Here is a 23,675-nt window from a genome sequence, read left to right on the forward strand (position 1 = left end):
CTACATCTGTTTGCGGTAGCGCGGCCAGCGCTTGACTATAGTATAACCTACGCTCTCGTAGAGGTGTACCGAGCGGCTCGGATTCTCGGCGATAGTGGATAGTTCGGCCTGGCGCACTCCGCGTTCCTGAAAGCCCCTGAGTGTATGAGTCATTAAGGTACGGGCTAAGCCCCGGCGCCGCCAGGGTTGCTGTACGGCCACCCAGGGCGTATGTCCGCCGCACTCATCGATTTCGTTGATGACCAATCCTGCTATCTGATCGCCGGCCCAGGCCACGAACCAGAGCCGTGTATCAGTTTCCGGCAGCTTTAAGTCGGAGAGATATTCCTCATAGCTCCGTTCGATGTAACCAAGGTTTGAAGCGCGGAATACCTCCTCGTTAGCGCTATAGATTGCATAATGCTGCTCGGGCTGCACAGGGCGTAATTCCAGGCCATCAGGCAAGGGAAGAGGCTGGATTGGCTGCAGTGGCAAGTGACAGCTCATCTGTACAACTGTAAAGGCGGCGTGATAACCCTCGTTTAGCAATAAGGCAAGATGCCCTGGCTGTTGCTCATTGGCATTTGCCCCAAACATACGCTGCTCGCTGGGACGATGGGTGCTCGCTATCTGTCGTAGGCGTTGCTCCTGCCAGCGTAAGAGGGCGCGACCGATCCCTTTACGTCTCCACTCAGGCAGCAACCAGCCCAGATGCAGATAGAGTTGCGTGCCATCAGCTTCTGTCCACCAATCGAGCCAGGTGTAGCCAATAAGCTTGCCATTGACTTCGGCAAGCAAGCAGTCCCGCAAAGGATTGCTCGGGCTATCATGTCCGGCTGGATCAGGGCCAGGCAGCCAGATATCGCTATCAGCGGCTCTCACTCCCTGGCGCACAGCCTCGATGCCCTCCAGATCAGCTTCTCCACGATATAGCCGAAATGTCAATCCAGGAATCCGGGGAGCTGTGGGTAGGATGATTGAGTTCTCTAGTGATCTGGCGGGATCGCCATATTGCATAAAATAGCCACTTTCTCCTAATTATAGATCTACATACATGCTTTTCTCAGTATACCACTGGTGTATGCTTAACGATAGATCTGCAAATACGCTAAAATATCTCCGGGAAGGCTCCCTTTCAACTAACAGGCCCGGTTCTGCTCGCGATTGACGCGGTACCCACACAGAGTAGCTTTACCCCTAAGCGCAAAGCGAGCCCGGTCGACGACAATGAGGAGGACCTGCGCGCCAGTACGCGCAAGCTGCTTGCTTTGGTAGAGCGTGAGCAGGTTCCTCTGATCATCTTTGGACACGATGCCGAACAGTGGAAGACGCTAAAGAAAGCTCCTGACTATTACGGCTAAGCGTGTGGACTCTTCAAACGGGCGCGGACGATGCAGCAGACGAAATCCCTTAATGTGGGCAGAGGCGACCAGAAATGGCCGCCTCTCTTCTGGAAAGTTTCTCGTCGTGGTTGTAGACTATTTACAGGACTTTCGGGCTAGTGTCCGAATTGATAGCGACGAGCTTAGAGCGCTCTTCCCTCTATCCATTCAAAGAGGGTTCGATCAAATAGCTCGGGCTCCTCATACATAGGATTATGGCCGCTGCGGGCAAAAATGACTTTCTTGACCTGCTTTGCCTCGTTCTCGATTCCTGCCCAGAGATCCACGGGACCAACCAGGTAATCGTGTTGCCCTAAACCTAAAAGGACAGATTTGTCAAAGCTGGCCAGACTTTTGCGCAGGTCAAGCTGGGCAAAAGCTTTGCCCCACAGATAATCGATGATGGGCATATTGGTAGTGACACCTTCCCACATGGGGGCTGCATCAATATGATAATCGTAAAAGCTTTGAGGGCCCATGCGAATAAGCATGTGGACAAAGCGCCTGGCCGGATCACGCTTTATATCCTCTTGAAGCAAAGCGATATCCTGCTCGAATTTCTTTTTTCTCTCTGGCTCTGCTGCGCTAAGAAAATAGGCGATGCTCTGTTTTTGCCGCTCTTGATTGTTGGTAGGCGCCGAGTTGAACAAGGCCACCTTCTGAACATGTGCGGGATATTTTTTTGCATATTCTAGAGCCAGGAAGGCGTGGCCCGAATGGCCCAACATGACAAACTTGTCAAGGCCAAGCAGCTCCCTAATTGCTTCAGTATCATCAAGAATGCGCTCAAGCGTATAGTCCTCTGGTTTATAGGCAGCGGGAGCCGTGGCAAAGCCGCGATGATCGATAAAAATGAGCTGTAACTTTTCTCGCAAGGCTGCCGAAAAGAGGCGTGGATAATATATAGTGCTGCCAATGATCAGAACCGGCGTGCCCTGCCCTTCACAGCGGTAGCTCAATTCAAATCCGCCTATGTTGATTTTTCCCTGACGTTCCATGCTTGTCTTCTCCTTACTACGTAGTCTCGTCATTATATAATGTAAAGGCTACTGGCGTTTCTTTGTGTGTTAGCCTGCCTCACTCTGCCCAAATGTAGAACATAGGGAGAAAGCGTTACGGCCTGCGCGCTGGCGTGAGAGAATTGAAGATGTATCGCTTTGTGTATCGCTTCATCTCACCTCCTCGCATTGCAGATATGGTACCCTCACCTGTAAACGGAATATCTCATATGACTTCAATGTAGAAAAGGTGAGTATTACATGAAACGCTCTTTAATTACTATTACTCTGCTCATAAGCAGTATTGCTATTATTCTCATGACTATTCTCTTGGCTTTCGCCCATCCCTGGCGCCAGGATACGGCTTCTTTAGCTCATCCTATTAGCAAGCGAGCAACAACTGTGCCTACAGTTCTGCCAACCCCTTCTCCAACGGGGATGCCATCGCCAACCCTATCGCCAACATCCACGCCCCCTGGCCTGATTCATGGCTCTGCAGCCTTTCTTATTGATGATAATACAGGCCGCATATTATTCGATTTACATAGCCACGTACATCTGCCGACCGGTAGCACTGTCAAGATGATGACAGCTATTATCGCTATAGAAAATATGCAGTTGGATCAACACATAACTGTCAAGCCAGTAGACCTCAGGGAGGTGCCGCAGGGGGCCAGTATTGCTATGCTACAGGCTGGGGATACGCTGAGCGTGCAGGATTTGCTCTATGGCTTGCTCCTTCCTTCGGGCGCTGATGCGGCGTTGGTGATTGCTCATACTATGGCGGGAACAACTGAGAAGTTTGTCGCGTTGATGAATAGTAAGGCCCAACAATTACAAATGCTTGACACCCACTATAGCGATCCGCACGGCTTTTATTCACAAGATAATTATTCGACTGCCGCCGATCTTGTGAAACTGGCTCGTTATGCCATGCATAATCCTACTTTTGCGCATATTGTTGCCCAGCAAAACTATGTAGTGGCGCCCACCGTTTCCAATCATCGCTACATTTGGCGCAATACAAACGAGCTGCTCGCCAGCTATACGGGGGCAACTGGCATCAAAACTGGCTTTACATATGATGCTGGATTTTGCTTGGCTTTTGCTGCAACGCGCCAGGAACATCATCTTATCGGTGCTGAACTTGGTGCTGGCTCCCATGCACAGATCTTTGCCGATGCCAGTAAATTGTTGAACATGGGATTTGCTGAGGAATCGGAGTAAAGATCGCTTCTCCGGCCGGCAGCGCTGATGATGGCGTATAGATCTCGCTCAAGCTCGTTTAGCTAACTGCCGAGAAATAAAGCAAGGTTGCTCAGGATGAAAACGCTGAAGAGGTGGTGTTATAGCTGTAGGAAAAGTAAGCGGGATGCGGCTTGATAGAAATTTCTTTATCTGCACCCATAGAGATGTTTTCCCACAAAAATTCTTTTCCGATGTATATCGTAACATTGAAAATCTCTGGCGTTAAAACTGCTCAGCATTCACCTTTCTCTCCAAAAATAGCGTGAGCTATAGATAAGCGCCAGCGGATTCGGAGGAGATGATTTGTCACAAAGTAAAATTAGCTCAGCGCCCATTCTTGTGCTAGGAGCCAGCGGAACAATTGGACGATCTCTTGTTCAGTTCCTTTATGAAGCTGGGCAGCCTGTACGGGCTGGTTTTCATGCGCGCCCCCTGCGTTTGGCAGGTGTGGAAGATGTAGCCATCGACGTATTAACCGGCGCCGGAATGGCTGAGGCTCTGCAAGGAGTTGAGAAGCTATTTCTTCTGACTGGAGATAGCGCCGATCAGGCCCAGGCTGAACTAAGGATCGTTGATATGGCGCAGCGGGCAGAAGTGAAACATATTGTGAAACTTTCAGCTTTTGGTGCCGAGGAAGATGCGTATATGATCGGTCGCTTCCACCGTGCGGTAGAGCAGGTCATCGAACAGTCAGGCATGAGTTATACCTTCCTGCGCCCTAACTGCTTTATGCAGAATTTCGTTTTCTATTATGGAAACGCTATCCGTTCTGCGAGAAATGTTCGGCTGCCTCGTGGAGATGCTCCGATGGCTTTTGTCGATACGCGCGATATTGCCCGTGTTGCTTATCATACGCTGACTGACCCATCCCATACGAACAAAGCCTATGAGCTCTCAGGACCTGAAGCGCTTAGCTATGCGCAGGCTACGGCTTTGCTCTCGCGCGCGCTGGGCGAAAGCATTACCTATACAAGTTTGTCTGAGGAGGAGGCAAGAGCTGGCATGGCTCCCGGAGAGCACCTTGAGCGATTCCTTGATCTCTATCGCTTTTATCGCTCCGGTCGAGCTGGCCGCGTCACGACTGCTGTGCAAGATGTGACAGGGCAGCCAGCCAGCTCTTTTGAGACCTTTGCGCGTGAGTATGTCGATCAGCTTCGTTAAGGGCGGCGCTAAGACGAATTGGATTGCCGCGAGAACGGGCTGATGAACAAAGCAGAGCACGCGTGTACTGTGTTTGCTATCTGAAGTTTTTTGCGCTGCTGAGGAATTCAGGCAAGGATTCTATCGTTAGTCGGGCCAGCTTATTGGCCTGACCAACGATGGATAACCTGTTGCTCCACTTTCTCAAAGCCTGCTTGCTGATATTCGCTCAGGACCTGCGGATCGTCGCCCCAGGACTCCAATTCAATATCGATAGGGGTCTGGGATGCCTGCGTGCGGACCCAGTGCGCTGCGTAGAGCAATTGCGAAAGGTAGAGCTTAGTTGAGCGATGCGCTGGCACGATGCCGGGCGCATCCAGGTAGCCTGTTTCTTTTCCTCTTTTCGTACTCAAATGTTCGCTCATCTCGCCGCGACAGGTGCCCACTACTTCCCCGCTTTGGGTGATGAGCAGAAAAATGCCGGCCGGATTTTCCTGCTCAAGAATACCGTGCAAAGCCTCGGCCGTCACATGTTCCCAATGTCCCCACAGGCCCTGAAAGGCCCGATTATACATATCTAGCAGCAAGGGAAAGTCTGCTTCGGGCCGATATTGGCGTATTGTGTAGCCCGCTGGCCACTCTGCTTGCGGTACCTGTTTCTCGGCGGCCAGCCGCATAAGAGTGTAGGAGGCTACCGGGGCAAAAGCGCGTTTATGCAAGAAAGCGAGTGCGTCCTGGTGGCGAATGTTTGCGTAGGCAAGAATGTGCTGGGAAGATAGAGCTTGCGCGCGCTGTAGAATATGTTGAAGGAGCTTGCCGCCTATGCCTTGCCGGCGCCAGGCAGGATGAACGCCTACATATATATCGGCATGCGCGTTTTGCGGAACTTTCCAGACTGTGCCGAAGCCAATAATCTGTTCCTGCTCATGAGCGATTGTAGCAACCCAGCCATCCTGTGCGGGATCGTGCCCGGGAAGGTGCAACTGAGCCTTAAGCGTCTCTTCGCTTACATCTTCTCCGGTCTGGTCAGCTTCCTCTATTATGGTTTGCAGTTGAACAAGCCCTGGTAAATCTCTGTCAACGTCAAAGTGACGAAGCTGGATACTGTCACGCTGATTGGTTAATCCCTGATGAGTCGTTTCGGTCATGTTAATTATTATAATCCCCTTTCACTGTTTTATCCGTCTATAAGTATAAGCTATAATGGTGCCAACTTTTGTCACTATCGAGGAAGAGAATGTCGCGTACAGAACGTTTGCTTGAGTTGATGCTGCGCCTACGCTCGATGCAGCGCTTTACGGTTCAGGAGCTTGCTACTGAATTTCATGTCTTTTACTGCATGTTGTTGTGAATAAGTATGGTATGAAAGATGTGGATTGGGCTCTCTTCGGGCAAGGGATTGTTATAGACGAGCATGGAAATGACATAATCAAGAAAAATGTTCTGGCCAAAGAACTGCCTTTTTATGCCCGCCGGTTATTTGTATTGGGACGTGATGTGCTTATCCAATCTCCACCAGAGCTTGTTGCGATGATCAAGCGATATGCTCGTGAGGTGCTAGAGCACTATTCGTCATAGGGTATTTAGCTATTCCTCAGCCATATAAATCAGGAATGAGCTGGACAATAGCTGCGGCGCCTATGCAGCCACCATCCAGATTGGCATGATTGAGGCGATTTTCGTGCTAATCGAGAGTATTGGTATTCGTCAATCACAACGTTGTGTTCAACATCAACCAGCTTTGGCACAAACGCAGCCCACCGGAAACGAGAGCTTCTTGTAAAGTTCCTGGCCCTTGTGGCGTGGGAAGGTGTTAAGTGAGCTCATAATATCCTCTATCCATTGCACGGATCGCCTTTTCGAGCTCGGGAAGCAGCGCTGGTTGAGGTGAGGGTGAGGTCAGGCGTAACTGGAAATATAGGCTGCGCAGGAAGCATTTTAGATTGCTGTAGCGAAAGGTCTGCTCTGGCGTATAAAAAGTAGTGATGCTCCAAGGGACGCCTGAGGGGCGGGCAATCTGTTGTATCCAATGTATAAGGAAGGGCTGTTGCAACAGATTTCTCCGCAGCGCGCTTAATGTGGCGTAGGCTAGTCGCTCATCCTCTTCATATAAATAGGCACAAGTTGTTGGTCCAATCAGTTTGTCTGCTACCGCTTGCAGAAGACGTTCTAGATCCACCTCCATAAGAAAGCGATTGCGTGCCAGAACCATCAACAAGTCAGCTGCGTGAGCTACCGCATGAGCCCAACCGTTGCCAGCAACGTAGCCGCGAGCATCTTGCTCTTCCTTTAAATATGTCAGGCCGCATTCCATAAAGTAACGAAGTTCGTTTTCTGTCAGAAAAGGGCGCTCGTTGTCCTCTTGAAGAATTTCAGTGAGGATGAGCAGAGAGAAAGTACGAAGAAAGACTGCATCGCTTCCTACTTCACCCAGTCCTACCTGTAGGTTTTTCACCATCTGGTTTGCCATAGTTTGCAATGCATCAGCAGAATAAACGCCACGGTGAATCCAGGTTTCTAATACCTCGTGATTAGGTCCCTCACGTATCGCTGGGTCAGGGTTACCCAGCGCTGTTAACAAATATTCTGTTAGCACTTCGATGGAGTAATTCGACGGAATTGCAAAATCTTTTTCCTTAATCAATTGCCAGAATGTACTGTCCAAGTGTTACTCCTTTCCCTTTTGCTGTAGTTTATCACTTTTTCCTGATATTTGCCAAAAAGCCTGTATGAAGCGTTCCTGGACTTTTACTATTATGGCAAGTAACAACGCTAAAGCAGGGTCGGCTTAATGAATGTAGCCACGGGGACGTGATAGTGACGCTATGATTCTGAAAAAACTTACTGATTGAGCAGATACGCGAGGCCTTGAGCCAGCCCTTGCTCCCAGGTAGCCCAGGTGTGGCCGGAAGGCAGCTCGCTATAAAGATGAGGATAGGTTTTGTCTGCAAGGACTGCGGCGAAACGGCGATTAGGAGCCAGGAGCCACTCGATTTGTCCGGTCTGCATATAGAAGCGCAAGGGCTGACGAGGCGTCGCGGCAAACTGTGCGGTAAACCATTCAGGCTCGCTATAAGCATTGCAGCCTCCCGGTTGAGCCGTAAAGCAGCCAGATTGGCAGCCAACAAGGGTGAAGAGTTGAGGATTTTTCCAAGCTAGCCAGGCGGCGGTCAGTCCGCCCAGCGAGGCGCCCCATAGACCTTTGCGCGCAGTTTCGCCATACTGACCGTTGATCCAGGGAAGCACTTCTTGTAGCAAGAAATGTTCGTAGCGTTCGTTGAGCCAGTATTCCTTTTCGCGCTCATCTGGCTCAAGCATGACGAGACGAACCGGGGAAATGATTTTTCGTTCAAGGAGCGCCTCAGCTACGAGCTGGAATTGTAATTTGTGGTAGAATGCCGCCCCATCCTGAACAAAGAGCGTGGCTGTGGGGGATTCAGCTGGCTCATAGACATAACACATTCTGGACTTTTCAAATACCCTTGAAGGAAATGCGTGCTCGAATACCTGGCCCCTAAACTTGTGCGGACGGGGAGGCTGGCTGAAGGGATTTTCAGGGAGCATGATAAAGCGATCATAAGCGTGCCAGGGATGGGCCGGCACGTTCGCGTTAGCAGGATCGGCCAGGGGCTTTTTGTGGATATCCAGGAAGGCATATTCAACGTAAGCTCCTGGCGGAAATTCCAGTGTTACGGGACCGGAAATTGCCAGGGGACGTTGCTTCCAGTCGGTAAAATCTCCGATTAGATAGGCAGCTTCTGCAGGCGGAGTAAAGGTAACCTGGCGCTGCTGAACTTTAAGCATATGTAAGAGATCTCCAGATGTGCGGAACTAAGACTGATTTTTCTGCTAAGCACACTTCTATCTCCATAATATCATCCATTTAACCGGCCAGGCGCACTTTCTTGCCCACAGAGAGGATGAAGCAAGCAAAGTTTACAGACAAACTCTACTGAGCCTTTGCCAGGATTAGAGAATATAAATACTTCGCCACCTGGATTGTAGATTTGATCCAGGCGACGAGGGAAGAGATGGAAAATGAAGTCTCGGCTAAGCAGCGACCTCAATGCTAAAGCCGCCAGGTGCTTGAACGTAAAAGGTCCAGGCGTGCGAGCGCTGGGGCGGCTCAACCTCAAAGCCATCGTCCTTCAAGCGCTGATTGATCTCGTTAACATGCTGCTCGCTTGGCTGGCCAAAGCCGATATGAAATGTGCTGGGATAATTTACGTTCTTGCCTTTCATCAGAGTGAGGACCAGACCCCTGTCATCGAAGAGGACTCTGAAGCCGTTGTTACCACCCTGGCTGCGTAATCCAAAGTACTTTTCGAGAAAGTCAGCGGCGGCTGAGACGTCGGTAACGGTGAGATTAACATGGTTGAGTATCATGCGCAATGCCTCCTTATATAAGCAAAAGGGATAGGGAGTAGAGGCCTCTTTTTCAGTCGACGCCTTTATTTTAAAAGGTTGGTGTGGCGTTGGAGGGTTTGGCTGTTTGAAGCACCTTTCTCTTGTCCGGGATAGCTAGCTATCCGGATTAAGGGCAGGGGTTTTCTGCTTTGCTCTAATCCTGGCTTGGATTTGCGTTGTGAACAGAAGCAGCAAGCCAGGCATAATCAGGCCGAGCACAAGGAAGCCAATCTTGTTGATTATATTGTAAGTGAGAGCGAATATGCCAAAAACCGTGTGTGCCATGAGAGCTCCGCTAGCCAGAGCCAAGCGGTGCAGACCGCTCCAACCGTTGGTCTGAGACCAATGCCAGGCCAGCCAGATAGCAAGTGCAGCAAAAGTTGCATAAAACACTAATGTTCCTGATTTTACTGTATTTCCCCTTAAGATAAAAAATATATTTCGATATCAGTATAATATGGCATGGATGGACTTGATAATCCAATTTAATTTAGATTATACTAAACTTAGTCCAAATTTATTTGGACAATGATTTTTCTGTGTGACCCTTAAAAGAGAAGGATTGATGTGAAAACTGTTTTGATAGGAAGCGAGAACAAATATATGCAGTCCGGATTTAAATCTTATGATGCTGGCATGCCCTGGGAGAAGATCTACGGGTTTACGCAGACGATTCAAGCTGGTGCAACGCTCTATATCTCGGGCCAGGTGTCAGTTGATGCGCAAGGGAATTTTATTGGCGAAGAAGATATTGAACTTCAGGTACGTACAACTTTTGCCAACCTTGACCGAATACTTGCCTTCTATAAAATCGGGAGAGAACGAATTGTGCAAACAACGGTGTATGCCAAGAATCTACGCCGCAATTTTGACGATATTGCTCGCTTGCATTCTGAGTATTTTGGAGAACACCGTCCTACCAGCACCTGTCTTGAGGTGGCCGAATTGGCTCTCCCTGAGCAACTTATTGAGATTGCTGCTATAGCTGTAATTGCTCAATAAGCATAATATTAACCTGAATAGCTGGCCTAAGTAGAGATTTTCTTCTGCCTCTTTCTCTACCTAGCCTGAATCGTTTGAGATGATTCAGGCTGGCCGCCCAACCCATGTGAGAAGCTGTAGCCTGGCTTGAACAATATCGACGGCACTGGGAAGGGCAGTTTGATGCCCTGGAGAACTGCCTGCTGGTGACAGGAGACGAGGAGCAAGATTCTGATGACTATAATAGCACGAGGGGAGTGCTGCGCCGGGTGTTCCGTGCCTGGATCGAACGGAAGCACTGCAGTGCTGGTTCAGACCCAGGGGAATGTGCATGGTTGTGCGTTCGGGGCCTATCTCAAGAAACTCTGTTATGCTTTTGTATTCCGTTCAAGCAGAAAAACAGGAATTTCACGAGCAGTTTGCTTTTGAAACTCAGCATAGTGAGGAAACACCGTGACCGCCTGCTTAAAGGCTTGTTCCCGCTCAGCGCTAGCCAGCAATCTCGCTGTAGCCTCAAACTTTTCGTTCCCAACCTCGACCGTGACATCAGGATGAGCCAGCAAGTTGTAATACCACAAAGGATGTTTAGGAGCACCTCCTTTGGATGCGACTGCGAGGTAGTTCTCACCAAAAGGAACAGATACTAATGGATAGATGCGGGGTTTACCTGATTTGGCCCCTTTGATGGTGAGAAGGATTACTGGAATCCCACCCTGTACTTTTCCCTCGTTTGCACGGAACTCTTCCACCAAGCGACGGTTCTGTTCGATGAAGTCAAAATCGCTCATCTATGTTTTTTTTCCTCATGAAATGAATGTCTATGAAAGTGGAACTAAGCCTTTCCACTTTACGATCTTTGTATATTTGGTCACATGGTTAAGTATACAAAGATCCCTAATGCGAAATCAAGGGATCTATTTTTTGCGCGCCGATCCTTGGTGCTGGGCTATCTTAGAGCGTCTGGCCAGGCTTCATAGGAAAGACGCGCATTCCGTCGCAGTTCGCGTAAGATCTTAGAGTTAGTGCTATCAAGAGAACTTTCGGATTGCAAAGCCATATCCTCTATTTTATTTTCATTTTGCTATTAATACAGAATATTACTTTTTGTTTAGTATTCACTTATGCACTTCTTTAAGATATTCTTAAAGAAAACACAAACTGATGGATAAAACATATTGGAGGTATCGTATTAATGGAAAATACAGCATATTTGCAAGCTACTTCCCCGGTCACACAGCCACTATGGTGGCAATGCAGCGTAATTTATCAGATATGTGTGCGCAGCTTCCAGGATAGCAACGCAGATGGGGTCGGAGACCTGGCCGGGGTAATCAAGCGTTTAGATTACCTTAAAGATGTTTTAGGTATTGATGCTATCTGGCTCACCCCATTTTATCCCTCTCCAATGGCTGACGGAGGATATGATGTTTCTGATTATGCGGACATTGATCCGCTTTTCGGCGACCTGGCAACTTTTGATCTATTGGTAGCCGAAGCACATACGCGTCATTTACGTGTCATTATTGATTATGTTCCTAATCATACGTCCGATCAGCATCCCTGGTTTATCCAGTCACGAAGTTCACACAAGAATCCTTACCATAATTGGTACGTCTGGTCCGATCCTAATACTGACGGTTCTCCGCCCAATAACTGGCTCAGTGTCTTTGGCGGCTCGGCCTGGAGTTGGGACGCTACGCGCAAACAGTATTACTTGCATTCCTTCCTTCCTCAACAGCCGGATCTCAACTGGCGCAATGATGAGGTCAAAACAGCGATGTTTAACGTCCTCCGCTTCTGGCTTGAACGAGGAGTAGATGGCTTTCGTATAGACGTGGCCCACTTTCTTATGAAAGATCCACTGCTGCGCAACAATCCGTTAAATACTTCCCTTTCTCCCACTTTTTGGCGCTCATTTGGCCCATATGATGGCCAGTGGCATTTCTATGACCAAGGGCACCCTGACATTCATAAGCTCTATCAAGAGTTACATCAACTCCTGGATGACTACAGTGATAAACAGCCGCGCGTCAGTATTGGAGAATTGCACCGTCCTGATATCGGCAGCTGGGCAGCCTACTATGGAAGAGACCTCGACGAACTGCATCTGCCTTTCAACTTCCGTTTGCTCTCTGTTCCATGGCAGGCTCAGGAGGTACGGCTTGTAGTAGATGAGCTGGAGTCAGTTCTACCGACAGGGGCATGGCCTAACTATGTCCTGGGCAACCATGATGAACCTCGCCTGGCAAGTCGCCTGGGACAAGCACAGGCACGTGTCGCGATGATGCTCTTACTCACGCTGCGTGGAACTCCCACCCTCTATTATGGAGATGAGTTGGGCATGCAAAATGGCGTAATTCCGCCTGAACGGACAATTGACCATTGGGCGCAAACGATGCCTGGCCTGGATTTGGGGCGTGATCAGGAGCGTACTCCTATGTTATGGGATGGCAGCAAGCATGCAGGCTTCTGTCCACCGGAGACTGAGCCATGGTTGCCTGTCAGCCAACGGCACGAGCAAGATCATGTTATGGCCCAGCTTATGGACCCTTGCTCGATGCTCTCTCTGACAAGCAGGCTCCTTGCCCTCCGGCGAGAGCATAATGCTCTTTCTATTGGTAAGTATCTGGCTATAGAGACAACGGCGGAGGATTGCTTTGCGTTTTTGAGACAGTATGGCTCGCAACGGTTTCTGATCGTACTCAACTTTGCAAATTCGGAACAGATACTCGATCTGTCGCCATTTGGTCCTGCTTGTATCATCCTTTCCACCCATCTTGACCGTGAGGAGCATCTCGACCTTGATCATCTCACGCTTCGAGGGAACGAAGGTTGCCTGATAGCATGCAAAGCATAACAAGCCAATAACAGATGAATCTATTGAATGGGCAGGTTCTTTAGCTACCATTTCAACTCTCCCCTCATACTCCTACGTTAAGGGCATTGCCCTCTAAAGAGCAATGCTTGCGTGGCTGGGAAGAGCAACATTAACCAAGACCGGCTTATGGCCTGCCCCAGATGATATTGCTGGTCACCATGAGCTTGAGCATTCCATCTTGTGCGAAGGGCAGAAGGAGTTTGCGGGCCTCTGCATCAAAAGCCTGGGCAAGCTCTGTATCCATACGCTCGCGAGAGAAGCCATTCCGTGAGTGTATGGAGCTAATATAATCTTCTACTGATTGCGTGAAGGGAACAGGGCGAGTTTGCCAGATTCCCTCTTGCCGGAAGAGCTTGCGCTGCTTCAGTTCCGCAATGAGATCATAGGGTTGGAACTCTTTATTCGTCGAGAAGCGCTTAATAAGTTCCAGTAAGTCCGCTTGCCAGGGCTCGGGCTCGGACCCTCGTTCAGCCATGGCCAGCAAGCCGTGAGGAGTGAGCATGCGGCGGAACAGAGGTAGAACCACGTCCCATTCCATCCAATGCAGGCTCTCGCCCGCCGTAATAAGCGCGTAGGGTGGTTGGAGCGCAGCCTCCTCCACGCGTCCGTAGATCCAGCGCAATTGGGGATGGTCGCCGCCGGGCAGAGTTCTTCCCTTATCCAGCATAGCGCGCGAAAAATCCACAGCATCGACGCGCTCAACTTGCGTGACCAGCTGGCGGGCGAGCTCGCCCGTGCCACATCCCACATCGAGAACGGTGCGTGGCTCGTCGGTGATCAAAGAGACTAACTTCGCAATCGCCTCAGCGGGATATGAGGGGCGATAATGGTAAACATCAACGATACTGTGATCCTTGAACTGGCTGGCATACTGCAGACCGAGATGGGCCGGTTTTGGTTCCATCAAAAGTACCTTTCGTTTTCTTCAGCTTAAAAGGATTGAGAAAGTACTTACTATTCTGATCTACGGATAAGGGCTTCTGCAGTTGCTAGGTGTTCGGCTAACAAGAGTCTATGGACGATGCGTTCTTCTAAATGCTTACCATCAGGACGCCGAGCAAAATTGCTCCTACGCCCATCCACTGACCTATGGTTAAGCGCTCGCGCAGGAAGAGCCAGGCCAGGAGTACAGTAACGGCGCTATAGAGCGAAGTCAAAGCCGTGGCGATAGTCGTGTAGGTTTGCCCGATGCCCAGATTGAATGCTAGCAAGGCTCCCGAATCAAAGATAGCAGCCAGTAAGAGCAGAGGTGCAGCCTGCCAGGTTTTTCTTAGCATGAAGGGACCACGAATACTCAGAATGGGGAAGGCACAGAGCAATTGCACCAGCCTTGTCGTCCAGACAGGCCAGATTGCGCCAAGGGTGGGTGTAATGCGATTGAGGGCCCAGAAGTATATGCCAAGGCAAATAGAGGCTCCTAGAGCTTCGGGAAGTCCGGCCAGCGAAGAAGCTCCTGCAACTCCACGGGCGCGGGCGACCACAATCACTCCTACGATCAGCGCACTTGTTCCCACCAGGGTAAGGATAGGAGGGCGCTCACCGCTTGCCAGCGCCAGCACGGCTGTGACAACCGCGAAGCCAGAGGCAATGGGCGAGACGAGGGAGAGCGTTCCAATTGCGAAGGCGCGATAAAGGAGCAGCGTACCGACAAAATTGATGAGGCTAATCCCACCCATTAGAGCCCAGACTGCCAGAGAGCCGGGAGGAGGCGCCTGCATAATAATAAGTACCGCTCCCACTACTAGCACGCCAAAGAGCTGAATAGCGAAGAGGGCCTGGAGCACACCGACGTGCCTGGTGGCATGTGTCACAACAAAGTCGGCGAGCGCAAAGCAGACCGCCGCCAGTAATCCGAAAAGGATGCCCATTGGATACCTTTCTGTGCCTGTAAGGGCTCATTGAGACGTGAAGAAAAGCATTTCAGCGCCCTGGTAATGATTAATCACTGCACCGCCGAGCGCTGGCACAAGCCTGTATTCTCTGGAAAGAGAGGCCATGTAACTTGTGCCAGCGTACGAAGAACGCGCTTACCCAGGCAGAGCGTCTGTGGATCAGTTCTGCACTGAGGCCACTTGAGCCGCGAGCGTGCTAAGATCTTCCTCACTCAAGCGCAAGCTGGCGGCGGCAACGTTCTCTTCAATGTGCTGTACTGAGGAGGTACCGGGAATCGGTAGGATCATGGGCGAACGGGCCAGCAACCAGGCGAGGGCCAGGTGAGCCGGAGTAACTTGATAGCGTTTGGCCAGGCTGGCAAGTGGGCCGTCCGCCTGGACCAGCTTCCCTTTGCCCAGAGGCAGAAAGGGCAGGAAGGCGATCCGCTGTTGCGTACACCAATCGACCACTTGCTCCGAACTGCGATCGGCAAGGTTATAGAGATTCTCGACGGTGGCAATAGGCACCGTTGCCCGAGCTTCCTGGAGTTGGGCAAGCGTGACATTGCTAAGGCCAATATGACGAATTTTTCCCTCGCGCTGCAGATCCTGTAAGGTTCCTACCGATTCCATAAACGGAACTTCAGGGCTTCCTCCATAACGGAAATGAACAAGGTCCAGGCGCTCTACCTTTAAATGACTGAGATTTTCCTCACAGGCCAGGCGCAAGCTTTCGGGCCGTGGGTCTGGTATAAAGCTGCCATCAGCACCACGCTTAAAGCCGATCTTGGTGGCGAAAACGAGATCCTGAGGATAAGGATACAATGCCTCGACGATGAGACGATTGGCCACGTGCGGTCCATAGTAATCGGAAGTATCGATAAAGTTAATGCCCAGCTCGACAGCTCGGCGTAACACCGCTCGCGCCCTGGCCGGATCTGCTGGTTCTCCCCAGGCTCCTGCCCCCGGCAACTGCATTGTACCAAAACCCAGGCGGGTAACCACGAGCTCGCCGCCAAGCGTGATTGTTCCCGCCGCGCTAGCCAGTGGCGTATCTTTGCCAAAGAATGTCGATGTCTTGTCCATGTTGATTGCCTGCTCCTCTTCTAGCCTGCTTAATTTTCCAGCTTTACTGCTGAAAAGTGAGATACAACCCCCAGATGCAGCCATATCTCCAGGCTTAGATGTAGTTGTTTAGCGTATAATTGTATAAGCAACTACATAAACGTAACACATAATTGTTGTGTATGCAAGTATTGTGCGTGCAACAATTTGGCAGCCGATACCAACTTGCTAAGGTTCTGAAGCTCTGGAGCTTTTAAGGAAAGGTCAAATACAGAGGCGTTCGTGTGAAGTAATGAAACGGGGAAGAATGTAAGAGGGAACGAAGTAGAAGCTTGAACCTCTGAAGATAGCTTCTACTTCGTTCTGTATTCTCACGTACCAGCTTATGGCTTGACGAAGATAAGCCAGAGAGCGAACTTTATTTGACCAGAGTAATCGGTCTGATCAAGAGAGCTGCCACCGTTGTGGCAACGGCCAGCACAATGAAGAGGAGCAGATAGCTATGCAACGCGCTTAGCGTAATGGAGGCGATGAGCGGGATCACAAGCATCGGTAAGAAAATCGCCGCATTCATCAGCCCAAAGTCTTTTCCATGATCGCGCTCGCGTGGCAAGAGTTGACTAGCTAGAGCGAGATCGACCGAGAGGTAACCGCCAAATCCTACGCCCAGAATAACCGTTGCCACAAGGATAACGCTCCATATGGGGAAGAAAGCCAGCAGCAGCAGCGCCACAGTCATCGTCAAACTTGATCCAATCACAAAGATCTTGCGCCTTTGCCAGCGATCCGAGAGGCGACCACAGATCAATGAAGAGAGGAGCAGGGAGAGGACATAAATGCTATAAAATATCTGCACACCAGTGGCCACCTGCTCTACCGGGAAGACGTGTTCAGTTTGCAGAAAGTAGAACATATAATTGACCACAGTCGTGGCGGCAAGAAAGACGCAGCAGCGCGCAAGCCACGTACGGGCGAAATCCGGGTAGGTTCGGGGATTGAGCCAGAGCGAGCGTGGGATATCTTTCAGGCCGAAGGGTGCCAGTGCCCCTTTTGATAAGCGCTCTTCGCGTAAAACAAGGATGAAGAGCAACAAAAGGACAATGGAGATCTGGGCCAACACGAGAAAAGAAGCAGTGATATCCTTCAATACCTGCCCTACCAGGATCTGTCCTATCAGGCCACCGACCAGCGGAGCCATTCCTCCGAAGGCAGAGACAGTTGCGCGCTGGCTTAGAGGGATCTGATCTGGTATAAGGGCAGAGAGGGCCGCGAGCAGACAATTGATCGCAATTTGCAGCACGATAGCCCCTATTCCTAACATGATCAATGATGAAGCATAGGCCAGAGTGAGCATCGAGACCAGCAGCAAGATCATTCCAACGAGCAGCCAGGGTAGGCGGCGCCCCAGAGGAGAAGTAGTTCGGTCGGAGAGGGCTCCCACCAGAGGATTGGTAAGGGTTGCGGCCAGTGCACCAATGCCAGAGAGGAGAATAAAGGTGTTGGTCTGGTCGGCAGGAGCCAGCGTACTGATGCGCGCCGGCAGCAGAAGCGTATAGAAGGTAATGTTGCCAATCCCAATAATCGCGTTAGCAAGCCCATAGAGCACCTGGAAGCCAAGACTTTTTGGCGTACTCGGCTGGGCTGGCATCCCCGTTTCCTCCTGAGCAGAAAGCTCTTGTGGCACTATTGTAATACTCTCATCAGAGAGCGAAGAGTCCATCGCGTTGTTCTCCCTTCTTTCAGCTATGACATTTTCGAGAGGTTCTTTCCAATGAAAACCTGAGTAGTTGTAGTTACTTGATGCCACCTCTGCTACCTCAGCCAGGAGGCGGCCCTGACAAGACTAGTCAGGAAAAGGTTGTTGTCAAGATAGCGGTGCGTGCGGTTCGGTCCCTTTCTCCTTGAGACCTGAGAGGGCGATGATGACTGCATCCATGGCCGTGTTACGACGTGGTGGGAGACGGAAAGGACGGTGTGGGCCAACCTGGTAGAGCTCGTTAGCGAACTCCATGATTGCTTGCCTGGTCCTCTCCAATTCCTCTTCGGCCCCACGCGTTTTCAAATAACGATCAAGGAAGCGATTGATCTGCTGTCCCACTGGCCAGAGTTCATGACTGGTAGGTAGATCGACGCGTGCACTTGCCTCTTTATTGGAGACTCGTTGAATAGTAGTGACAACCGCATTGACGCCTTCTTCCAATTGCTGGCTGCGCAACTCCGCTTGCCTCCTATTCTCGGCCAGCGAATATTCGAGCGCGGCGATTTGCTCGGCCTGGTCAGCCTGTTTAAGGGCTTCCAATAGATTTCTCACAATGATCCAGCCAAAGAAAGCTGTAAGAATCTGGGCCATGACGGGCCTGGGCCAGGTCGTGAGCGTGTGGGCCCACAGTAAGAGCGCCGATGATAAAGCAGATGTTAAAGCCCGCAACCGCGAAGGCGCTCCAGGGAGCCAGCAAGGCCACCGCGATGAGAATAGGCTGAATCAGGATGTCAAACTGGGGAAGATAAAAGACGCTAATCCCACCAGGAATCGTGAGGATCTTCACGATCATGGTAACCTCGATGCTTCCCACCATCAATATGCCTGCTATCAACAGATGGCCACGGCGATTGAAAAAGAAAGCAGCCAGCAAGGCCAGAATACAGCCGGCCAGCCAGGGCAAGACTATCGGCCCATTTGGTGCGTGTAAAACGACAGGGATAACCGGCAGCTCGATCAGGAGCAGCTGAACAGCAAGAATAATGCTGGCCAGACGCCCACGGCGAATCAGCTCGCGCTCACGTAACGAAACCAACCTGCCTGTTGGTGGCGTTGGGGCGAACAGCCGATACCACCAGGCAAGCAGGGGCGGAGCCGCAAATTCTTCTCTCTGCAAAAATGTTGGGGCCAGTGGCGCATTGGCGTTAGCTTGATCCCGTAGGGAGGTTTCCGGGTTTCTGCTCATAAGTCTCCATCCTTCCGTGCTCTGGAAATCTTGCATTCCAATAGCATCTGTTCTAGCCCCAGAGGGATTGCTCGGCTCAGGGTAAAGCCAGCTTTTTCCAGGAGAGCCTTATGCTCTTCAAGGTTGCGGTGGCGCGCTGCATGCATCATCATTGCCATTTGCAGGCTAAAGAACTTGGTGAAAGGGGTCTCATCGCTGAGGACCGGCTCTATAATCAGCAGGGTGCCAGAAGGCTCAAGCGTCTTCTGGCAGGCACGCAAGATGCGTAAATATTCTTCATCTCCCCAGTCCATCAAAACGTTTTTGAGCGCATAACAATCGCCGGCAGGTATTTCCTCAAAAAAGCTCCCGGCAGCCTGAGCATAGCGTGCAGTAAGATCGGGTGTAAGTTTGGGCAGCTTGTTTCGCTGAACCTGTTCGATGATCTGAGCGCGATCGAAAAGGGTTGCCCGCATCTGTTGATAGCGAGACAGAACGCTCTCTGCCAGCGCGCCATGTCCTCCGCCGATGTCTACAAAGTGCTGGACTGTGGAAAAATCGTAGGCATCAAGAATTGCAGGAATGACGAGGCGTGCGTTGGCAGCCAGCCCTTCCTGGAACTCCTGGCGTTGCTCAGGATGGGCATCGAGATAGCTCCAGAGCGTCATGTCATCTCCATAGCTCCTGGTCATCGCTGGCTTGCCGGTCTTGATGGTATGGGCTAGATCGCGCCAACTGTCCCATTGGTAATCGGCTCCCCAGAGCCGAACCAGGTTGGCGGTAGCCTCGGGCAATAACAGCCGTGAACGATCCGTATGGCCAAAGATATGCTGTTTTTCATCGAGCTCGGTAAAAATACCGATTCCGGCCAGGGCCCGGAGGAGTAAATAGAGCGAGGGCGCGTGAGTATTGGTCTCCTGGGCCAGCTCTTCAACAGTTTTGGGTTGTTCAAGATATTCTGGCAGGTGTAACTGAACTGCCGCAGAAACCGCACTGGTAACCATAAGTCCTATTTGCAGGCTTAGCGCCAGGGGATCGGGCGCCTCGAAACTGCTGCGAGAAAGAATGGGAAAGAGAGGGCTTGCTTGATCCTGAGAACTTGGCTGCATGATGAATAGTCCTCCTTATTACATAATCAAGGAGCGCAACGCCTCTTAGCGGGGATTCTGAGGAAACTTGATAAGTTGCCAGGCGCGTAGGTCCTCACAGATGGCGTTGAGCTGATCTGGTGTACAATTGAGAATGCGACATAGTTCATCCATTCCCCGCTTTCCATCGATAAGCAACAGGACCTGCCGATGTTTGCGAGGGAGTGTATCAATACCGTTGTAGGCTAGATTTGTGCGACGAGGAGGGAAGGCTGGAGGCCTTTGAGAAGAGAAAGATTGCTCCTCTTTCCTTCCCTCGCGTGGCTCTCCAGGAGGAAGGGGCGCGGGTAATTTATCAGTGGATGGTAGCGGACGAACTATCCATGAAAGCACGCCACAGCGCCGGGCCACGCCCAGGGCGGATTCGCCTGCAGCTAGCGTTTGTCCCGCCGGATCATACACAAAAGCTGTAGCTACCTGCCCATCCTGGAGGCGCAATTCAATGAGGCCCATGACATGCTCTTTCCCTCTTTCCGCCTTTCTCTTGCCCATTGCCGTTGCCAACTGGGCAAGGGAGACCTCTGCCCTGACCTGACAGGTTTGCCGATTTGCGCGAAGGACGAGTAATACCATGTCAAGCGTAAGCAGAGTGCCTTGCTCTCCCTGTCGTTCCATAGCTTCCTTTCTCTAAAATATGTAGTAACCTTTCTCCTCTTGTCTAGTGATATTGCCGGGGAAGCAGGGGATGATATCTATACATGTATATATCTTAATTCATCTCTCCTATACTTTATCAGCGTCAGCTTGATTCCGCAACAAGTGTAGCAGATATTATTTGCAAAAGTTAAGAATCTTAATGTAATCTTCATAGTAAATTACCTCTTTTACATTTCGTCGCTCGGTTGCTTTGTTTGGACGATCGAGGGCGGAACAACCCTGAGATATGCTATAGTTCTCTAAAAAAGAGAGTTGAGACATGATGACAAAGCCTAGTAATACAGACAACATTCGGGCCTTCTCCAACGTGCCATCAGCGCTTGTTAGCGCCTTTGGCGATGAGGGAGATTTGACGCGTCAGCATCTTCTGAATCCGGCAATTTTTAGCTTACTGACTGCGGGAGCGGTAAACCCGGCAGCGCTATCCGCAAATGTTCAACGCCTGCTCCCTTCACTAAGAGAGGAGCAAAGCCGGGGTGAAGAGCCAGATCTGCTTGTGCAGATACGGGCAAGGATAGAGGGCAAAGCTATCCTTGATGCTGGTTGCGGACAGGGTTATCTCTCACGTATCCTGGCTAGAATGGGAGCACGCGTTACGGGGATAGAGCCTGCCGAATCCTGGTACCGCTATGCGCTGCAGCGTGAGCAAACAGAACGCCTGGGGATCAACTATTTACAGAAAGATCTCTCGCTCTTTGAGCTTGCTCCTGCGAGCTTTGACTATGTGATTGCCAATATGGTCTTTATGGACATTCCTGACTATCTGCCAGCGCTGCATAACTGCGTGGCTTCTCTCAAAAATAATGGGGGCCTGATCATTTCGCTATTGCATCCCTGCTTTGAAGAACTGGCCTCATTCTGGCAAGAGGGCGCAACAGAGACAAATTATTTTCATGAGTATGCGCTCAAGCAGCGCTATGGCCATCTTATTCATCGTCCACTCAGCACCTATCTCAACGATATCATTCAGGCAGGCTGTGTGCTCCAAAAAGTGCTTGAACCAGCTTTAGATGCAACTGTTGCGAAGCAGCATCAGGCTGAAAAGTATGCCCATACTCCGGGTTATATCGTGCTCTATGCTACCAGAAGTGAGCCTCGATCTTGGAGGGAATAATTCGATTTGTCCATGAGTTTTAATGAACATAAAATAGAAAACCAGGAATGGATATACATAAAAGCTATTTCCTCTCCATTCCTGGTCCTGCGAAGGAGAATGGCCATATGCGCCTTGAAAAGAATTGGGTCAAGCTTTTCTCTTCCTTATTTTGCCTGCTTGCGTTTCTGCTCACAGCCTGCCAGGGCTCGCAGAGCACGAGCCAGCAGAGCGGACAGGGCAAAGCTTCTGCCAACAAACAGATTTATATTTATCCGCTGGCCGGTTATACTGATCTGCTCACTTTTGATCCTGCCCTGGCTTACGATAATAATTCAGTGAGCGCGATCAGCATGGTTTTTACCGGGCTGGTCTCGATTGATGACAAGATGCAGATCCATGATCAGCTTGCGGCCTCGCATGCGGTCGCTGCGGATGGGTTGACCTGGACCTTTAAGCTCAAACCGAATCTTAAGTTTAGCGATGGAACGCCCCTGACCTCGCACGATGTCGTCTATAGCATAGATCGAGCTCTGCAGCCAGCGCTCAAGTCAAGCACTGCCTATTATTATCTCAAACTCATCAAAGATGCCGATAAGCTGCAGGACGGCAAGCTTAAGACCCTTATCAACGATAGCTTGCAAACACCAGACGATCAGACTGTGGTTATTCTCGCGCGTCAGCCTGCGGCATATTTCCTCTATACATTGACCTATGCCTGCGCTGATGTCGTCGAAAAGAGCATGATAGATAAATATGGCAATAATTTTGCCGACCACTTGGCCGAGGGGATTGGAGGCAACGGACCCTGGAAGGTGGCAAAGTACGAACGTGGCAAGCGCATCGAATTTGTCCCAAATCAGAACTATTATGGGGCCAGGCCACAGCTCAAGAAAGTTGTCATGCCCTTCTACGCCCAGAAAGATACCCTCTATAAGGACTATCAGGTAAATCGCGTTGATATGGCTCCTGTGCCAACGACGCAGATTGTCCAGGCCAGAACTTTGCCCGGTAAGCAGTTCCATTCGGTTCCACAACTGTGGATCGAATACCTGACCATGAACTATAAGGCTAAGCCATTTGATAACATCAAGATTCGCCAGGCTTTTGCGCTTGCCGTAAATAAGGATGAGATCGCGCACAATATCTACAAAGATAGCGTCATCGCGACGAATCATATTGTGCCGCAGGGCATGCCTGGCTATAATCCTGATCTCACCGGACCCACCGGCGTAAAAGATACAAGGGGCGATCCGGCGAAGGCCAGGCAACTTTTTACGGAAGGCCTGAAAGAAGCCGGCTACACGCCATCCTCGCTGCCCCCAATTAGCCTGCTGCTCGCCAGCGAGGGTTCAGACGAGGTGCGCAATGAGGCGGCAGCGCTCCAGCAGATGTGGCAGACGGCCTTGGGAGTCAATGTCAAGATTAACGATGTGAGCGATGGTAATGCCTTTACCGTCATCGCTAACTCGGCCAAGACCAATCCACAGAGCCTGCAAATGTGGTTCGCTGACTGGATTGCCGACTATCCCGATCCGCAGGATTTTCTCTCGCTCCTCTTTGACAAGGGAGCAGCAAGAAATCGCTGGAACTACGGCGACAATCAATCAAGCGATATCGCTGCTCAACAGGCAAATCAGCGCTTGATGGATGCTGCCGATGTGAACGCCAATGCGAGCGAACGTCTGCAGCAATATCACCAGATTGAGCAGCAGTTGATCAATGAGGTAGCCTGGGTGCCGAAATACCAGCAGGTCAGCAACTATGTGCTCAAATCGTGCGTCGTTGGGGTTATCGACAACTCGTTTAACCTGATCCCTTCCGATGATTGGAGCAAGGTCTATATCTCAAATGATCCCAACTGTGTCGATAGCAGTCAGTATCAATAGCTTTCTTACTCACAA

General features: G+C 50.7%; 23 protein-coding genes. 7 read left to right on the top strand and 16 right to left on the bottom strand.

Features of this window, described 5'->3' with window-relative positions:
- Entirely contained in the window at positions 1-996 is a 996-nt protein-coding gene (locus EPA93_RS08755; protein ID WP_129886687.1) for a GNAT family N-acetyltransferase, read from the bottom strand.
- A gap of 508 nt (positions 997-1,504) precedes the next feature.
- Positions 1,505-2,359, bottom strand: a complete 855-nt coding sequence (locus tag EPA93_RS08760; RefSeq protein ID WP_129886688.1) for an alpha/beta fold hydrolase — start codon at positions 2,357-2,359, stop codon at positions 1,505-1,507.
- Between the two features lie 261 nt (positions 2,360-2,620).
- On the opposite strand from EPA93_RS08760, the gene EPA93_RS08765 reads away from it, so the two are divergent.
- Entirely contained in the window at positions 2,621-3,586 is a 966-nt protein-coding gene (locus EPA93_RS08765) for a D-alanyl-D-alanine carboxypeptidase family protein (RefSeq protein WP_129886689.1), read from the top strand.
- Positions 3,587-3,910: 324 nt separating this feature from the next.
- Positions 3,911-4,768, top strand: coding sequence for an SDR family oxidoreductase (locus tag EPA93_RS08770; RefSeq protein WP_165422969.1), 858 nt, complete (start codon positions 3,911-3,913; stop codon positions 4,766-4,768).
- A gap of 140 nt (positions 4,769-4,908) precedes the next feature.
- Here EPA93_RS08770 and EPA93_RS08775 read toward each other — a convergent pair whose 3' ends face one another.
- On the bottom strand, positions 4,909-5,895 hold the full coding sequence (locus EPA93_RS08775; protein WP_129886691.1) for a GNAT family N-acetyltransferase: 987 nt from the start codon (positions 5,893-5,895) through the stop codon (positions 4,909-4,911).
- 214 nt (positions 5,896-6,109) lie between these two features.
- On the opposite strand from EPA93_RS08775, the gene EPA93_RS08780 reads away from it, so the two are divergent.
- The gene (locus tag EPA93_RS08780) at positions 6,110-6,325 is read left to right on the top strand and encodes a hypothetical protein (protein WP_129886692.1); all 216 of its coding nucleotides are present in this window, start codon (positions 6,110-6,112) and stop codon (positions 6,323-6,325) included.
- Between the two features lie 235 nt (positions 6,326-6,560).
- Here EPA93_RS08780 and EPA93_RS08785 read toward each other — a convergent pair whose 3' ends face one another.
- From EPA93_RS08785 to EPA93_RS08800, 4 genes are all read right to left on the bottom strand, one after another.
- Positions 6,561-7,412: a DUF2785 domain-containing protein gene (locus tag EPA93_RS08785; RefSeq protein ID WP_129886693.1), complete on the bottom strand. Its 852-nt coding sequence runs from the start codon at positions 7,410-7,412 to the stop codon at positions 6,561-6,563.
- 176 nt (positions 7,413-7,588) lie between these two features.
- Entirely contained in the window at positions 7,589-8,551 is a 963-nt protein-coding gene (locus tag EPA93_RS08790; RefSeq protein ID WP_129886694.1) for an alpha/beta hydrolase-fold protein, read from the bottom strand.
- Positions 8,552-8,797: 246 nt separating this feature from the next.
- A complete protein-coding gene (locus EPA93_RS08795; protein ID WP_129886695.1) occupies positions 8,798-9,133 on the bottom strand; it encodes a VOC family protein in 336 nt (111 codons plus the stop codon).
- A 135-nt stretch (positions 9,134-9,268) separates the two neighbouring features.
- Positions 9,269-9,547 carry a hypothetical protein gene (locus EPA93_RS08800; RefSeq protein WP_129886696.1) on the bottom strand — a complete coding sequence of 93 codons (279 nt, stop codon included), beginning with the start codon at positions 9,545-9,547 and terminating at the stop codon, positions 9,269-9,271.
- Positions 9,548-9,757: 210 nt separating this feature from the next.
- On the opposite strand from EPA93_RS08800, the gene EPA93_RS08805 reads away from it, so the two are divergent.
- A complete protein-coding gene (locus tag EPA93_RS08805) occupies positions 9,758-10,156 on the top strand; it encodes a RidA family protein (RefSeq protein ID WP_129886697.1) in 399 nt (132 codons plus the stop codon).
- Between the two features lie 347 nt (positions 10,157-10,503).
- On the opposite strand, the gene EPA93_RS08810 is transcribed toward EPA93_RS08805, so the two are convergent.
- Positions 10,504-10,923 (bottom strand): nitroreductase family deazaflavin-dependent oxidoreductase, encoded by a 420-nt coding sequence (locus EPA93_RS08810; protein WP_129886698.1) that lies wholly within the window; start codon positions 10,921-10,923, stop codon positions 10,504-10,506.
- 404 nt (positions 10,924-11,327) lie between these two features.
- Here EPA93_RS08810 and EPA93_RS08815 point away from each other — a divergent pair, with 404 nt between their 5' ends.
- On the top strand, positions 11,328-12,992 hold the full coding sequence (locus EPA93_RS08815) for an alpha-amylase family glycosyl hydrolase (protein WP_129886699.1): 1,665 nt from the start codon (positions 11,328-11,330) through the stop codon (positions 12,990-12,992).
- Positions 12,993-13,137: 145 nt separating this feature from the next.
- On the opposite strand, the gene EPA93_RS08820 is transcribed toward EPA93_RS08815, so the two are convergent.
- The 8 genes from EPA93_RS08820 to EPA93_RS08855 form a co-directional block, all read right to left on the bottom strand.
- The gene (locus tag EPA93_RS08820) at positions 13,138-13,917 is read right to left on the bottom strand and encodes a class I SAM-dependent methyltransferase (protein WP_129886700.1); all 780 of its coding nucleotides are present in this window, start codon (positions 13,915-13,917) and stop codon (positions 13,138-13,140) included.
- Between the two features lie 127 nt (positions 13,918-14,044).
- Complete coding sequence (locus tag EPA93_RS08825) at positions 14,045-14,881, bottom strand: DMT family transporter (protein WP_129886701.1); 837 nt, start codon at positions 14,879-14,881, stop codon at positions 14,045-14,047.
- A gap of 183 nt (positions 14,882-15,064) precedes the next feature.
- The gene (locus tag EPA93_RS08830) at positions 15,065-15,970 is read right to left on the bottom strand and encodes an aldo/keto reductase (protein WP_129886702.1); all 906 of its coding nucleotides are present in this window, start codon (positions 15,968-15,970) and stop codon (positions 15,065-15,067) included.
- A gap of 397 nt (positions 15,971-16,367) precedes the next feature.
- Positions 16,368-17,669, bottom strand: coding sequence for an MFS transporter (locus EPA93_RS08835; protein WP_129886703.1), 1,302 nt, complete (start codon positions 17,667-17,669; stop codon positions 16,368-16,370).
- A gap of 144 nt (positions 17,670-17,813) precedes the next feature.
- Positions 17,814-18,260 (bottom strand): hypothetical protein, encoded by a 447-nt coding sequence (locus tag EPA93_RS08840; RefSeq protein WP_129886704.1) that lies wholly within the window; start codon positions 18,258-18,260, stop codon positions 17,814-17,816.
- The gene (locus EPA93_RS08845) at positions 18,235-18,894 is read right to left on the bottom strand and encodes a hypothetical protein (RefSeq protein WP_129886705.1); all 660 of its coding nucleotides are present in this window, start codon (positions 18,892-18,894) and stop codon (positions 18,235-18,237) included. Before EPA93_RS08845 ends, EPA93_RS08840 begins: the two co-directional genes overlap by 26 nt.
- On the bottom strand, positions 18,891-19,982 hold the full coding sequence (locus EPA93_RS08850; protein ID WP_129886706.1) for a methyltransferase: 1,092 nt from the start codon (positions 19,980-19,982) through the stop codon (positions 18,891-18,893). The genes EPA93_RS08845 and EPA93_RS08850 overlap by 4 nt, the downstream gene beginning before the upstream one ends.
- A gap of 45 nt (positions 19,983-20,027) precedes the next feature.
- Entirely contained in the window at positions 20,028-20,636 is a 609-nt protein-coding gene (locus tag EPA93_RS08855; RefSeq protein ID WP_129886707.1) for a hypothetical protein, read from the bottom strand.
- 301 nt (positions 20,637-20,937) lie between these two features.
- On the opposite strand from EPA93_RS08855, the gene EPA93_RS08860 reads away from it, so the two are divergent.
- The gene (locus tag EPA93_RS08860) at positions 20,938-21,792 is read left to right on the top strand and encodes a class I SAM-dependent methyltransferase (protein ID WP_129886708.1); all 855 of its coding nucleotides are present in this window, start codon (positions 20,938-20,940) and stop codon (positions 21,790-21,792) included.
- A 107-nt stretch (positions 21,793-21,899) separates the two neighbouring features.
- Positions 21,900-23,660, top strand: coding sequence for a peptide ABC transporter substrate-binding protein (locus EPA93_RS08865; protein ID WP_129886709.1), 1,761 nt, complete (start codon positions 21,900-21,902; stop codon positions 23,658-23,660).
- The last annotated feature ends 15 nt before the right edge of the window (positions 23,661-23,675 follow it).

This window comes from Ktedonosporobacter rubrisoli (assembly GCF_004208415.1).
Classification (GTDB): Bacteria; Chloroflexota; Ktedonobacteria; order Ktedonobacterales; family Ktedonobacteraceae; genus Ktedonosporobacter; species Ktedonosporobacter rubrisoli.